General features: G+C 69.3%; 11 protein-coding genes. 10 read left to right on the top strand and 1 reads right to left on the bottom strand.

The features are described from left to right. Positions 1-54 precede the first annotated feature (54 nt). The 8 genes from N553_RS0110460 (at position 55) to yjfF (ending at position 9,941) form a co-directional block, all read left to right on the top strand. Positions 55-1,068, top strand: a complete 1,014-nt coding sequence (locus tag N553_RS0110460) for a LacI family DNA-binding transcriptional regulator (RefSeq protein WP_034621756.1) — start codon at positions 55-57, stop codon at positions 1,066-1,068. A 131-nt stretch (positions 1,069-1,199) separates the two neighbouring features. Beyond that, positions 1,200-2,768: a xylulokinase gene (locus N553_RS0110455; RefSeq protein ID WP_028046466.1), complete on the top strand. Its 1,569-nt coding sequence runs from the start codon at positions 1,200-1,202 to the stop codon at positions 2,766-2,768. Between the two features lie 21 nt (positions 2,769-2,789). After that, on the top strand, positions 2,790-3,512 hold the full coding sequence (locus tag N553_RS0110450; RefSeq protein WP_028046465.1) for an L-ribulose-5-phosphate 4-epimerase: 723 nt from the start codon (positions 2,790-2,792) through the stop codon (positions 3,510-3,512). Further along, positions 3,509-5,011, top strand: a complete 1,503-nt coding sequence (gene araA / locus N553_RS0110445) for an L-arabinose isomerase (RefSeq protein WP_028046464.1) — start codon at positions 3,509-3,511, stop codon at positions 5,009-5,011. Before N553_RS0110450 ends, araA begins: the two co-directional genes overlap by 4 nt. 201 nt (positions 5,012-5,212) lie before the next feature. Then, positions 5,213-6,232 carry an ABC transporter substrate-binding protein gene (locus N553_RS0110440; protein WP_028046463.1) on the top strand — a complete coding sequence of 340 codons (1,020 nt, stop codon included), beginning with the start codon at positions 5,213-5,215 and terminating at the stop codon, positions 6,230-6,232. Between the two features lie 96 nt (positions 6,233-6,328). After that, positions 6,329-7,894 carry a sugar ABC transporter ATP-binding protein gene (locus N553_RS0110435; RefSeq protein ID WP_028046462.1) on the top strand — a complete coding sequence of 522 codons (1,566 nt, stop codon included), beginning with the start codon at positions 6,329-6,331 and terminating at the stop codon, positions 7,892-7,894. Continuing rightward, positions 7,891-8,922 carry an ABC transporter permease gene (locus N553_RS22220; RefSeq protein WP_034621754.1) on the top strand — a complete coding sequence of 344 codons (1,032 nt, stop codon included), beginning with the start codon at positions 7,891-7,893 and terminating at the stop codon, positions 8,920-8,922. The genes N553_RS0110435 and N553_RS22220 overlap by 4 nt, the downstream gene beginning before the upstream one ends. Then, positions 8,922-9,941 carry a galactofuranose ABC transporter, permease protein YjfF gene (gene yjfF / locus N553_RS0110425; protein WP_028046461.1) on the top strand — a complete coding sequence of 340 codons (1,020 nt, stop codon included), beginning with the start codon at positions 8,922-8,924 and terminating at the stop codon, positions 9,939-9,941. Before N553_RS22220 ends, yjfF begins: the two co-directional genes overlap by 1 nt. On the opposite strand, the gene N553_RS0110420 is transcribed toward yjfF, so the two are convergent. Beyond that, positions 9,938-10,960, bottom strand: coding sequence for a LacI family DNA-binding transcriptional regulator (locus N553_RS0110420; RefSeq protein WP_028046460.1), 1,023 nt, complete (start codon positions 10,958-10,960; stop codon positions 9,938-9,940). The two genes, yjfF and N553_RS0110420, sit on opposite strands and share 4 nt — an antisense overlap. A 287-nt stretch (positions 10,961-11,247) precedes the next feature. Between N553_RS0110420 and N553_RS0110415 the strand changes: the two genes are divergently transcribed. Both N553_RS0110415 and N553_RS0110410 read left to right on the top strand, forming a co-directional pair. Further along, the gene (locus N553_RS0110415) at positions 11,248-12,567 is read left to right on the top strand and encodes a sugar ABC transporter substrate-binding protein (RefSeq protein ID WP_028046459.1); all 1,320 of its coding nucleotides are present in this window, start codon (positions 11,248-11,250) and stop codon (positions 12,565-12,567) included. A gap of 87 nt (positions 12,568-12,654) precedes the next feature. Continuing rightward, complete coding sequence (locus tag N553_RS0110410) at positions 12,655-13,563, top strand: carbohydrate ABC transporter permease (RefSeq protein ID WP_028046458.1); 909 nt, start codon at positions 12,655-12,657, stop codon at positions 13,561-13,563. Positions 13,564-13,569 lie beyond the last annotated feature (6 nt).

Genomic DNA, 13,569 nt, shown 5'->3' with positions numbered 1-13,569 from the left:
AGATCGACGGGGCGCCGACGGTTCGTCGTACACCTCGGCGCCCGAAGGTGGCACATGAGCGGCACGACCCCTGTCCGGCCGCCTGCGATGAGCGACGTCGCCGCGCTGGCGGGCGTCTCGCACCAGACGGTGTCGCGTGTGCTGAACGACCACCCGAGCGTGCGTCCGGGCACGCGGGAGCGGGTCAACGACGCGATCGCGCAGCTGGGCTACCGGCGCAACAGTGCCGCGCGCGCCCTGGTCACGCGCCGCTCGGGCGTGCTCGGCGTGGTCACTCCCGCGACCGCGCTGTACGGGCCGACGAGCACGCTGGTCGGGCTGGAGGAGGCGGCGCGCGAGGTCGGGTGGTACGTCTCGGTCGCGACGATCCGCACGTTCGACGGTGAGTCGATGCACGCGGCGATCGAGCACTTCCTGGGTCACGGGGTGGACGGCATCGCCATCATCGCCCCGACCACGGAGATCGCGCAGGCGATCGCTGCTCTGGATCTGCCGGTGCCGGTCGTGCTCATCTCGTCGGCGTCCGACCTTCCCGCCGAGACCCATGTGCACGCGGTCGGCGTCGACCAGCGCCACGGTGCACGCCTGGCCACGCAGCACCTGGTCGACCTGGGGCACTCGCAGGTCCTGCACGTGGCGGGTCCGCAGGACTGGTTCGACGCCCAGGACCGGCTCGCCGGGTGGCGGGAGATCAGCGGACCGGGGGCTCCGGACCACATCGAAGCCGCCTGGGACGCCTCCGACGGGTACGAGATCGGGCGTCGGCTCGTGCGCGAGGGTCTGCCGTCGGCGATCTTCGCGGCGAACGACCAGCTCGCGCTCGGGATGCTGCACGCGTTCTGGGAGGCCGGCGTGCGCGTGCCCAGCGACGTCGCGCTCGTGGGGTTCGACGACGAGGTCGGGTCCGCGCACTACACGCCGCCGCTGACGACGGTGCGGCAGGACTTCGGTGCGCTCGGGCGGTTGGCCGTCACCTCGCTCGAGGCGGCGTTCGCGGGGCAGCAGACGCTGCACCAGCGGATCCCCGCGGAGCTCGTCGTGCGTGCCAGCTCGGCTCGTCGGGCCTGACCCGCGACACCCGTTTCGGCGGCCGTGACCAAATCGAGATCATCGGTGGTCACTCCTGGTCTGATGTGAGCGCTAACATCACATCGGCCGCTGGCGTCCGCCGCGGTCCTCGTACGAGGAGGCAGAGCGGCGTGACGACGGTCGAACCCCGGGTAGCCATCACGAGCGGGCTGGCGACGCTCGGCATCGAGCTGGGTTCGACCCGCATCAAGGCGGTCCTCGTCGGCCCGGACCACGAGCCGCTCGCGAGCGGGAGCCACGACTGGGAGAACCAGTTCGTCGACCGGGTGTGGACGTACTCGCTCGACGCGGTCTGGACCGGTCTGCAGGCATCCGTCGCGGCGCTGCTCGCCGAGACGCAGGCGCGGTACGGCGTGCGCCTCACGAACCTTCGTGCCATCGGGGTGTCCGCGATGATGCACGGGTACCTGGCGTTCGACGCGCAGGGCGAGCTCCTCGTCCCGTTCCGCACGTGGCGCAACACGAGCACAGGTCCGGCGGCCGCGGAGCTCACGGAGCTGTTCGGCTACAACATCCCCTTGCGCTGGTCGGTCGCCCACCTGCGGCAGGCGACGCTGGACGCCGAGCCGCACCTCCCCGACGTGCGGTTCCTGACGACGCTGGCCGGCTACGTGCACTGGCAGCTGACCGGGCGCAAGGTGCTGGGCATCGGCGACGCGTCCGGCATGTTCCCGATCGACGCCACGACGCGCACGTGGGACGCGCAGATGCTCGCCGCCTACCCCGGAGGGGACATCGAGCCGCTGCTGCCCGAGATCCTGCGCGCCGGCCAGGCGGCGGGGCGGTTGACCGAAGCCGGCGCGGCGCTCCTGGACCCCACCGGGGCGTTGCAGCCGGGGATCCCGCTGTGCCCTCCCGAGGGTGACGCCGGGACCGGGATGGTTGCGACGAACGCTGTGGCCCCGCGCACGGGGAACGTGAGCGTGGGAACCAGCATCTTCGCGATGGTCGTGCTCGAGAAGCCGCTGAGCCAGGTCCACCACGAGCTCGACCTGGTGACCACCCCCGCCGGTGATCTCGTGGCGATGGTGCACTGCAACAACGGTGCGAGCGAGCTCGGCGCATGGGCCGACGTGTTCGGCCAGTTCGCTGCGGCGCTGGGCCGGCCGACGTCCGCCGACGAGGTGTTCGGTGTGCTGCTGCGGGAGGCCCTCGCGGGAGACGCGGACGGCGGCGGTCTGCTGGCGTACAACTACCTCTCCGGCGAGCCGATCACCGGGTTGACCGAGGGGCGACCGCTGATCGTGCGGACGCCGGACAGCCGACTGACCCTGGCCAACTTCATGCGGGCCCAGGTCTACGGCGCGTTCGGCACGCTGAGCCTGGGCATGCGGGTGCTGCGCGGCGAAGGTGTCGAGCTCGACTCGATGTACGCGCACGGCGGCGTCTTCCGTACCGAAGGTGTGGCCCAGCGTCTGCTCGCCGCGGCAGTCGGTGCACCCGTGACGGTCGGGCAGACCGCCGGCGAGGGCGGCGCCTGGGGGATCGCGGTGCTCGCCGCGTACCTGGCAGCCGCGTCCGAGACCGACCTCAGCACCTACCTGAGCGACCGCGTCTTCGGCGACGCCGCGACGCAGACCGTCGATCCCGACGCCGGCGACGCGCGCGGGTTCCAGACGTTCCTCGAGCGCTACAGCGCGGGCCTCGCCATCGAGCGCGCCGCGGTCGAGGCGGTGTAGACGATGGCACAGGAGCCAGACATGACGACGTATCCCCGCCCGGTGCTCGAGGAGGTCGCCCGCACCCGAGAGGTGGTCGCTCGGCTGCACGCGGAGCTGCCGCGCTGGGGGCTGGTGGTGTGGACCGCGGGCAACGTGTCCCAGCGCGTGGTCGTCGACCCGCGACACGGGCCCGGCCCCGAGGACCTGCTCGTCATCAAGCCGTCAGGCGTGACCTACGACGAGCTCACCGCCGAGGCGATGGTCGTGTGCGACCTGGACGGGAACCTGCTGGAAGGGGACCGTTCGCCCTCGTCTGACACCGCGGCGCACGCGTACGTCTACCGCAACATGCCGGAGGTGGGCGGCGTCGTGCACACCCACTCGACCTACGCGACCGCCTGGGCTGCACGCGGGGAGCCGGTCCCGTGCGTGCTCACGATGATGGCGGACGAGTTCGGCGGGGACGTCCCGGTCGGCCCCTTCGCCCTGATCGGCGACGACTCGATCGGCCGCGGCATCGTCGAGACCCTGCGCGGCTCACGCAGCCCGGCGGTGCTCATGCGCAACCACGGGCCGTTCACCATCGGCCGCGACGCCGTCGCGGCCGTCAAGGCGGCCGTGATGGTCGAGGAGGTCGCGCGGACCGTGCACATCGCGCGCCAGCTCGGCCCGACCGTCCCGATCGACCAGAACCACATCGACTCGCTCTACGCCCGCTACCAGAACGTGTACGGGCAGAACCTGACGGAGGACCGTTCATGACCAAGCCGTACGCCGACCGCGAGATCTGGTTCCTCACCGGGAGCCAAGGGCTCTATGGCGAGGACACCCTGCGGCAGGTGGCCGAGCAGTCGCAGGAGATCGCCCGCGTCCTCGGTGAGCGGCTCCCGGCGACGCTCGTCTGGAAGCCCGTCCTGACCACCTCGGACGCCATCCGCCGGATCGCGCTCGAGGCGAACGCGGACGACGCCGTCATCGGCGTGATCACCTGGATGCACACGTTCTCGCCCGCCAAGATGTGGATCTCCGGGCTCGATGCGCTGCGCACGCCGCTGCTCCACCTGCACACGCAGGCGAACGTCGAGCTGCCGTGGGACTCGATCGACTTCGACTTCATGAACCTCAACCAGGCCGCGCACGGTGACCGTGAGTTCGGGTACATCGCCACGCGTCTGGGCACGGCCCGCAAGACCGTCGCAGGTCACGTCAGCAACCCCGCGGTCACGGACTCGATCGCCACCTGGGTGCGCGCGTGCGCGGGCTGGGCGGCGACGCAGGACCTGCGGCTCGCGCGGTTCGGCGACAACATGCGTAACGTCGCGGTCACCGAGGGCGACAAGACCGAGGCCGAGCTGCGGTTCGGGGTCTCGGTGAACACCTGGGGCGTGAACGACCTGGTCGCGGCCGTCGACGACGTCGCGGACCCGGACATCGACAAGCTGGTCGCCGAGTACGAGGACCTGTACGACGTGGCGCCGGAGCTGCGTCGTGGGGGAGACCGGCACGAGTCGCTGCGCTACGGCGCGCGCCAAGAGGTGGCGCTGCGCACCCTGCTGGAGTCGCTCGGTGCCTGGGCCTTCACCACGAACTTCGAGGACCTCGGGGGTCTGCGCCAGCTGCCGGGGCTCGCGGTCCAGCGGCTCATGGCGGACGGGTACGGGTTCGGCGCCGAGGGCGACTGGAAGACCGCGATCCTCGTGCGTGCCGCCAAGGTGATGGGAGCGGGCCTGCCGGGCGGCGCGTCCCTCATGGAGGACTACACCTACGACCTGACGCCCGGGTCCGAGCGGATCCTCGGCGCGCACATGCTGGAGGTCTGCCCGTCGCTCACCACGAGCCGGCCGAGCCTCGAGGTCCATCCGCTCGGCATCGGGGGCAAGGACGACCCCGTGCGTCTCGTCTTCTCCGCCGACCCGGGCGTCGGCGTCGTCGTCTCCCTGGCGGACATGCGCGAGCGGTTCCGGCTGACGGCCAACGTGGTCGACGTCGTCGCACCGTCTGCGCCGCTGCCTCACCTGCCGGTGGCGCGGGCCGTCTGGGAACCGCGGCCGGACTTCCGCACGTCGGCCGAGGCCTGGCTGACGGCCGGAGGAGCGCACCACACCGTGCTGACCACCGCGGTCGGCGTCGAGGCCTTCGAGGACTTCGCCGAGATCGCCTCAACCGAGCTCCTGGTGATCGACGAGAACACGAGCCGACGTGCTTTCCGCGACCAGGTCCGGTGGAACCAGGTCTATTACCGGGTTGCCCAGGGCCTCTAAAAGGCAGATTGTGATCACAATGCAACAAAAGCGGAGGCTAATTGACACAATGTGATCGCTAACATCAAGAGTATTGAACTCCGTTGGCCGGATATCCGGACACAACGGTGCTTGCGGTCCCTGTGCCTGGGGGAGCCGCAGCGCGAATCGGCCGGCGTGGGTCGGTGTTGCGTGACACTCGTTCTCAAGGAGGAGAATCAGATGCTCAGCAAGAGGTTCAGGACCAGCATCGTGACCGCTGGTGTCGCCGTGCTCGCACTCGGGCTCGCCGCGTGCGGCGGCAGCGACGACAGCGGAGACAGCGCCAGCGGAGACTCGAGCGCCGCCGCGGCGGGCGGCGGCGGCGACGCGATCGTCGTCGGCTTCAGCCAGGTCGGCTCCGAGAGCGGCTGGCGCGCGGCCAACACCAAGTCCATCCAGGACACCCTGACGGCCGACGCGGGGTTCGACCTGAAGTTCTCCGACGCTCAGCAGAAGCAGGAGAACCAGATCCAGGCGATCCGCTCCTACATCGCCCAGGGCGTGGACTACATCGCGTTCTCGCCCGTAGTCGAGTCGGGCTGGGACGCCGTGCTCGAGGAGGCCAAGGCGGCCAACATTCCCGTGATCCTCACCGACCGCGCGGTCGACAGCAAGGACACGTCGCTCTACAAGACGTTCATCGGTTCGGACTTCGTCAAGGAGGGTGAGCGGATCGGCAAGTACGTCTCCGACACCCTCGGCACCGAGCCCATCAATGTCGTCGAGCTGCAGGGCACCACGGGCTCGGCGCCCGCGAACGACCGCAAGTCCGGCTTCGCCGACGCGATCAAGGACAACCCCAACGTCAAGGTGATCGCGTCCGAGACCGGCAACTTCACGCGCGCCGAGGGCAAGACGGTCATGGAGGGCTTCCTGCAGGCCTACCCGGACATCGACGTGGTCTACGCCCACAACGACGACATGGGCCTGGGCGCCATCGAGGCGATCGAGGCAGCCGGCAAGGTGCCCGGCAAGGACATCAAGGTCGTCAGCATCGACGGCGTCCACGACGGCATGGTCGCGCTGTCCGAGGGCAAGATCAGCTACATCGTCGAGTGCAACCCGCTGCTCGGCCCGGACCTCGCGAAGATCATCACGACCCTCCACGATGGTGGGACAGTTGAGCCTCGGATCGTGACCGAGGACGGCGAGTTCAACCAGGAGCAGGCGATCGCGGCACTGCCCGACCGGCAGTACTGACCGACACCGTCCTACCCGCTCCCCGGGGTGCTCGCGCCCCGGGGAGCGGTTCACCCCTGCTGGCGCACACGGGCCGGCGCGGACGAAAGGTCGATGATGACCGCAACGAATGCCTCGTCGGGTGCCTCCGACGAGAAGCCCGTCCAGCCGATCGTGGTGATGACGGGAATCACCCTGAGCTTTCCGGGCGTCAAAGCGCTCGACGGAGTCGACTTCCGATTGTTCCCCGGTGAGGTGCACGCGCTCATGGGCGAGAACGGCGCCGGCAAGTCGACGCTCATCAAGGCCCTGACCGGTGTCTACACGATCGACGACGGGCGCATCGTGGTCGATGGGCAGGAGCGCTCGTTCTCCGGCCCGGCCCAGGCGCAGGACGTCGGGATCAGCACGGTGTACCAAGAGGTCAACCTGTGCGACAACCTGTCCGTGGCAGAGAACATCATGCTCGGCCACGAGGTGCGCCGTGCGGGGATGGTCGACTGGCGCAGCACGCGCCGCCGTGCCGCCGAGCACCTTCGGACCATGAACCTCGACATCGACCCGAGGTCGTCTCTCGACTCGCACTCGCTCGCGGTCCAGCAGCTCGTCGCGATCTCGCGCGCGATGGTCGTCGACGCCCGGGTCCTCATCCTCGACGAGCCGACCTCGAGCCTGGACGCCGAGGAGGTGGCGCGGCTCTTCGACGTGGTCCGTTCGCTGCGCGACCGCGGGGTCGCGATCCTGTTCGTCTCGCACTTCCTCGACCAGGTCTACGCGATCAGCGACCGGTTGACGGTGCTGCGCAACGGCACCCTCGTCGGCGAGTACCGGACGTCGGAGCTGCCGCGCGTGGAGCTCGTCCAGAAGATGATCGGCCGTGAGCTCGCCGTGCTCGAGAAGCTCGAGGAGGCGCCCAAGCGCTCCGTCGCAGAACGGTCCGACACGCAGCCGTTCGTGCAGGCGATCGGGCTCGGCCGCAAGGGCTCCATCGAGCCCTTCGACCTGGACGTCTACTCCGGTGAGGTCGTCGGGCTCGCCGGCCTGCTCGGCTCCGGACGGACCGAGCTGGCCCGCCTCCTGTACGGAGCCGACCGGGCCGACCACGGGGAGATCCGCGTGCACGGCGAACCGGCAAGGATCCGCACCCCCCGGTCGGCCCTCGCGCGCGGGATCGTCTACTCGTCGGAGAGCCGCAAGACGGAGGGCATCGTCGGCGACCTGACCGTCCGCGAGAACATCACGCTGGGCCTGCAGGCAGAACGCGGCTGGCTCCGACGGGTGTCCCGGCGCAAGACCGACGAGGTCGTCGACGGGTACATCAAGGCGCTGGGGATCCGCCCCGCCAACCCGGACGCCGTCGCGGGCAACCTGTCGGGCGGCAACCAGCAGAAGGTGCTGCTCGCGCGCTGGCTGGCCACCCAGCCGAAGCTCCTGATCCTCGACGAGCCCACCCGCGGCATCGACGTGGGGGCCAAGGCCGAGATCCAGCGCCTGGTCGCCGAGCTCGCCTCCGACGGCATGGCCGTCGTCTTCATCTCCGCCGAGCTGGAGGAGGTGCTGCGGCTCTCCCACCGGATCGCCGTCATGCGCGACCGCCGCAAGGTGGGCGAGATCGCCAACGACGACGACGTGACAACCGACGACGTCGTCCACCTCATCGCGAGCGGAGGACCCGAGGTATGAGCATCACCCGCCACCGCCTGTTCTGGCCGGTCATCGCGCTGCTGGCGCTGCTGCTGGCCAGCGTGCTCAAGTCGCACACGTTCCTGGACATCGAGGTGCGCGACGGCCACCTCTTCGGCGGACCGATCGACATCATCCGCCGCACCAGCGTGCTGCTGCTCGTCGCGCTCGGCATGACTCTCGTGATCGCGACCCGCGGTATCGACCTCTCGGTGGGCGCCGTCATGGCGATCGCGGGCGCGATCGCACTGACCCAGATCGCCTCGTCACCCGACCCCGGGTCGGTCGCTACCGTGGCCTCCGCGATGGCGACTGCGCTGCTCGTCTGCCTGGTCATCGGGATCTGGAACGGGTTCCTCATCGCCGTGGTCGGCATCCAGCCGATAATCGCGACGCTCGTCCTCATGACGGCCGGTCGCGGCATCGCGATGCTCATCACCGGCGGCCAGATCACGACCGTCACCAGCGCGCCGTACAAGTCGCTCGCGTCCGGGTACACCCTCGGGCTGCCCAACGCGGCCCTGATCGCCGGCTTCTTCTTCGTCGTGACCGCCCTCGTGACCCGGCGCACCGCGCTCGGCGTGCTCATCGAGGCGGTCGGGATCAACCCGTCGGCCAGCCGGCTCGCGGGCGTGCGGGCGCGGACGATCATCTGGACCGTCTACATCCTGTGCGCGCTGTTCGCGTGCATTGCAGGCTTCATCAAGAGCGCCGACACCATGGCGGCCGACGCGAACAACGTCGGGCTCTTCATCGAGCTCGACGCCATCCTCGCGGTCGTCATCGGAGGCACGTCGCTCGCGGGCGGCAAGTTCTCCCTCGCCGGCACGCTCGTGGGCGCCCTCGTGATCACGACGCTCACCCTCGCGATCACCGTCCTCGGCGTCCCGGCGAACGCCGTGTCGCTGTTCAAGGCGCTCGTGGTCATCGTCGTCTGCCTGCTGCAGTCGCCCAAGGTGCGCAACAGCTCGTGGGGTCGGCGTCGACCAGCTGCCACCGTTCCCGCACCCGTGGAGGTTCCGGCCTGATGGCGACCGACCAGCTCACCTCCCCGACGGTCTCCGACTCCTCGACGACGCCCAGCCGTCGGCGGTTCCGGATCGACGACCGCTACATCCCCGTGCTCGGCACGGTCATCGTGCTCGTCGTCATGCTCGCCATCGGCGGCAACCTGTACGACAACTTCCTCACCGGCCGCGTCATGGCCAACGTGCTCATCAACAACTCGTTCCTCGTGGTCCTCGCTGTCGGCATGACGTTCGTGATCCTCACCGGCGGTATCGACCTGTCGGTCGGGGCGGTGCTCGCGCTGTCCACATGCGTCTCCGCATGGATGTTCACGCACGGGTGGAGCGCGGCGATCACGATCCCGGTGGCCATCCTGGTGGGCACCCTGATCGGGCTCGCCGTCGGCCTGATGATCCATGTCTTCGAGGTGCAACCGTTCATCGCCACGCTGGCGGCGATGTTCCTGGCCAGAGGCCTGTGCTACATCGTCGCGCCCGAGTCGATCCCGATCGAGGACCCGACCATCGTCGCCCTCTCGACGACGCACTGGCCGCTGTTCGGGACCTTCGACATCACGCCGAGCGGCGTCATCGCGCTCGCCGTGGTGCTGATCGCCTTCGTCACGCTGCACTACACACGCTTCGGTCGCACCGTCTACGCGATCGGAGGCAGCGAGCAGTCCGCCCGGCTCATGGGTCTGCCCGTTGCACGGACGAAGGTCCTCGTCTACGTCATCAGCGGGACCTGCGCGGGCATCGGTGGCCTGCTCTTCGCCGTGTTCTCCCGGTCGGGGTACTCGCTCACCGGTGTGGGCATGGAGCTGGACGCGATCGCCGCGGTGGTGATCGGCGGCACGCTGCTGACCGGTGGGAGCGGCTTCGTCCTCGGGTCCGTGATGGGTGTGGTCGTGCTGGGCCTGATCCAGACGATCATCACCTTCCAGGGCACGCTGAGCTCCTGGTGGACCAAGATCTTCATCGGCGCCCTGCTGCTGGTGTTCGTGGTCCTGCAGCGGATCCTGGCGATCAGGCGGCGTTAGCGACGAGGGACCGTCGACCCTCGGATGACGAGGCGGCCCTCGACGTACTCGGTACCGGTCCCCAGCTCGACGGAGTCCAGCGCGGCGAACACGCGCTGGGCTGCCGTGCGCCCCAGGTGCTTGAGGTTCGCGTCGATGCTGGTGAGCTCGGGACGTGCGTTGGTGGTGAGCACCTCCCAGTTGTCGAACCCCATGACCGCCAGGTCGTCGGGCACGGTCCGGTGCAGGTCGCGCGCGGTGTCCAGGACCCCGCGCGCGATCTGGTCGGAGCCGCACAGCACCGCGTCGACCTCGGGGTGCCGGGTGAGCAGCATCGCGGCGGCGTCGCGGCCCCAGCGCTCGGACCAGTCGCTGTACATCACGTCGCCGACGAGCTCGAGGCCGGCGGTCTTGAGCGCGGCCAGCGCACCCTCGGCGCGGTCGCGCGCGGCCGCGTACGCATGCTCGCCGGTGATGTGCGCGATCCGGGTGCGGCCGCAGGCGACGAGGTGCTCGACGGCGATCCGCCCGGCGTGCACGTTGTCCGGCGTGATCGACAGGTCCGACGGGTCGTCCGATGGTGCGTAGGCGTACACGACGGGAACCGGGATGTCGTGGCCGAGGGACGGTCGCGGATCGGTCTGCCGGCCGACCACGATCAGACCGTCGACGCGACGGGTCAGGAGCGCCTTCAGGTGGTACTGCTCGCGGATCGTGTCGCCTCGGGCGTCGCACAGGAACACGTTGACCTGCCCGGCGCCGAAGGCGTCTTCCGCGCCCATGAGGATCGGGATGACGAATCGCCCCTCGAGGTCGCTCGTCAAGAGGCCCACCGTCCCGGTGCGTCCCGCCAGCAGGCTGCGCGCGATCGGGTTGGGGCTGAACGACAGCTGTTCCGCTGCGTCGACCACGCGCTGCCGGGTCGTGTCCTTGACCTGGTCGCGGCCGTTGAGCGCCTTGGAGGCGGTCGCCACCGAGACGCCGGCGAGCCTGGCGACGTCGGAGAGCGTGACCGCGCGTGCGGGCGGTGTGCGTGCCACTGGCCCCCCTCGGCTCGGTGCGACGGTTCGACCCGTCGCGTCGTGATCGAACTGTAACCGCATCAGGTGGTTGACGCGCCACCCCGGCGCGCCATATCTTCAGAAAACCTTTTCGGGACGTTTCGGAAGCGCGCGCTCGGACCTGTCTCCCGCAGATGGGCACGTCTGGGGCCTAAGGGCCACTCGTGAGCGCGCAGTCCGAGCAGACCACCGACAGGGCGTTTCGCCCCATGAACCCCGAGGTGCCGACGACGGCACCCGCTCGACGAAGAGCACGAGGAGACAGCATGAGGATCACCCGCACCCGGTCGACAGGTCGAGGCCTGATCACCGGGCTCGTCACGGCCGGCCTCCTGGTCAGCCTGGCTGCGTGCACGAGCGCCAAGGACGACGACACCACCTCAGGCGGCGCGAGCGCGGCCGTCACAGCCGGCACGGACGGGACCGATGACGGCAGCACGCTGACCCTCTGGACCCGCGCACCCCTGGAGAAGCAGGCCAACCTGCTCGTGGACGCGTACAACGCCTCGCACGAGAACCAGGTCGAGCTCACGGTCGTGCCCAACGACGACTACGTGGCCAAGGTCGGTGCCGCAGCCGGGTCCGGCGGTCTGCCCGACCTCTTCGCCGCCGACATCGTCTACGTGCCGAACTGGGTCAAGCAGGGCCTGTTCCAGGACCTCACCGCCCAGATCGACGCCCTGAACTACAAGGACACCATCAACAAGGGGCACCTCGCCGCCGGCACCCAGGACGGCAAGGAGCACGTCCTGCCGTTCGTGCTCGACCTCTCCATGCTCTTCTGGAACAAGGACCTGTACAAGGAGGCCGGCCTCGACCCGGAGAAGGGCCCGGCCGACCTCACGGAGTACGTCGCCAACGCCAAGGCGATCCAGGCACTGAACAAGCCGGACACGTACGGCACCGCGACGGGCCTCAACTGCGGTGGGTGCCTCGTGTTCACGTGGTTCCCGTCGGTCTGGGCAGACGGCGACCAGGTGATGAACCCCGAGGGCACCGAGTCGCTGCTCGCGAGCGACACGGCCACGAGCGTCTACTCGGCGTGGAAGGACATGTGGGACGCCGGCGCCGTTCTCCCCTCGTCCAAGGACGAGGCGGGCCCCACGTGGACCGCGGGCTTCACCGAGGGCAAGGTCGGCCAGATGCTGTACCCGGCCACCCTGCTGTCGTCGACGACGGGGTTCGACGTCGGTGTCGCGGGCATCCCCGGGCCGAAGGGCGGTGCGTCGACGTTCGTCGGAGGCGACGGGATCGGCGTGTCGAAGGACTCCACGAAGGCGTCGCAGGCGTGGAACTTCCTCAGCTGGATGATGTCCGAGGACGCACAGGTCGAGGTGCTCGCCAAGGACAACGACGTGGTCTCGCGCAGCGACCTGGCCGACAACGTCTACGCGCAGAAGGACCCGCGCCTGGTCACCATCAACACCGTGGCGGGCCAGGGTGACACGCCCGTCTCGCTGAACTTCCAGCAGGCGTTCAACGCCCCGAACAGCCCGTGGCTCACGCTCGTGCGCAACGCGGTCCTCGGTGACGGCAGCTCGGTGGACCCGGACAACGACGAGATCACCGCGGTGCTCTCGCAGTAGTCCTGCCTAGCCGTCCCGCCGGTGGGTGCCGCAGGCACGCGGACCCACCGGCGGGGCGGACCCAGCTCGCCGCACGAGAGGTACTCGATGACCCTCCAGACCGCCCGGCTCGCCGTGGCCACCAGCAACAAGCGAACGACCGTCTCACGCCTGCGGGGGTGGGTCTACGCCGCCCCGACGGCCCTGTTCGTGATCGTCCTGTTCGTCCTTCCCCTGATTCTCGTGTTCCGGATGAGTGCGTCGCAGTGGCCGCTGCTCGCAGGTGACCAGGGGATCAACCTCCCGGACAACTACGTGAACGCGGTGGACAACCGGTTCTTCTGGGACTCCGTCCGGTTCACGCTGAAGTACACGGTGCTCGCGACGATCCTCCTGATCACCCTCGGGCTCGGTCTGGCGATGCTGGTCCAGGAGTCCTCGCGCTGGAAGGGGTTCCTGCGCACCTCGTTCCTCGTACCCAGCGCGCTCGGTCTCGCGTCGGCGTCACTGCTCTTCTACGTGCTCTACTCGCCGCTGGCCGGTCCGTTCGCGCCGATCATGAACCACTTCGGCTGGACGTTCCTCGGCACGCCGAACGCGGCGCTCGCCTCGACGCTGTTCCTCATCGTGTGGCGGTACGCCGGCTTCTACATGCTCCTGATGCTGGTCGGCCTGCAGGCCATCCCGTCGGAGATCTACGAGGCGGCCCGGATGGACGGCGCCAGTCGCTGGCACACGTTCCGCAGCATCACCATCCCGCTGCTCAAGCCGACGCTCGCGCTCACCACGATCCTGTGCGTGACCGGCTCGCTCCTTGCGTTCGAGCAGTTCTACATCCTCACCAAGGGCGGCCCGGACAACAGCACCATCACCGTCGTCGAGCTCATCTACTCGGTCGCGTTCCAGGGCCAGAACGACCTCGGGGTCGCCGCGGCGATCTCGGTCATGGTGCTCGCCGCCCTCGTCGTCATCAACGTCGTCCAGCTGCGGGCCTTCCGCGGCTCGGGCGAGAACTGAGGTACG

It is taken from the genome of Cellulomonas sp. URHE0023 (genome assembly GCF_000688475.1).
Classification (GTDB): domain Bacteria; phylum Actinomycetota; class Actinomycetes; order Actinomycetales; family Cellulomonadaceae; genus Cellulomonas.
Note: the sequence above shows the minus strand (reverse complement) of the source record. Positions and strands in the feature narration are given on the sequence as shown.

Excerpts from the sequence above, each read along its gene's own strand:
- N553_RS0110460 (WP_034621756.1), top strand. The coding sequence starts at position 55 with ATGAGCGGCACGACCCCTGTCCGGCCGCCTGCGATGAGCGACGTCGCC.
- N553_RS0110450 (WP_028046465.1), top strand. The coding sequence starts at position 2,790 with ATGACGACGTATCCCCGCCCGGTGCTCGAGGAGGTCGCCCGCACCCGA.
- araA (WP_028046464.1), top strand. The coding sequence starts at position 3,509 with ATGACCAAGCCGTACGCCGACCGCGAGATCTGGTTCCTCACCGGGAGC.
- N553_RS0110440 (WP_028046463.1), top strand. The coding sequence starts at position 5,213 with ATGCTCAGCAAGAGGTTCAGGACCAGCATCGTGACCGCTGGTGTCGCC.
- N553_RS0110435 (WP_028046462.1), top strand. The coding sequence starts at position 6,329 with ATGACCGCAACGAATGCCTCGTCGGGTGCCTCCGACGAGAAGCCCGTC.
- N553_RS22220 (WP_034621754.1), top strand. The coding sequence starts at position 7,891 with ATGAGCATCACCCGCCACCGCCTGTTCTGGCCGGTCATCGCGCTGCTG.
- yjfF (WP_028046461.1), top strand. The coding sequence starts at position 8,922 with ATGGCGACCGACCAGCTCACCTCCCCGACGGTCTCCGACTCCTCGACG.
- N553_RS0110415 (WP_028046459.1), top strand. The coding sequence starts at position 11,248 with ATGAGGATCACCCGCACCCGGTCGACAGGTCGAGGCCTGATCACCGGG.
- N553_RS0110410 (WP_028046458.1), top strand. The coding sequence starts at position 12,655 with ATGACCCTCCAGACCGCCCGGCTCGCCGTGGCCACCAGCAACAAGCGA.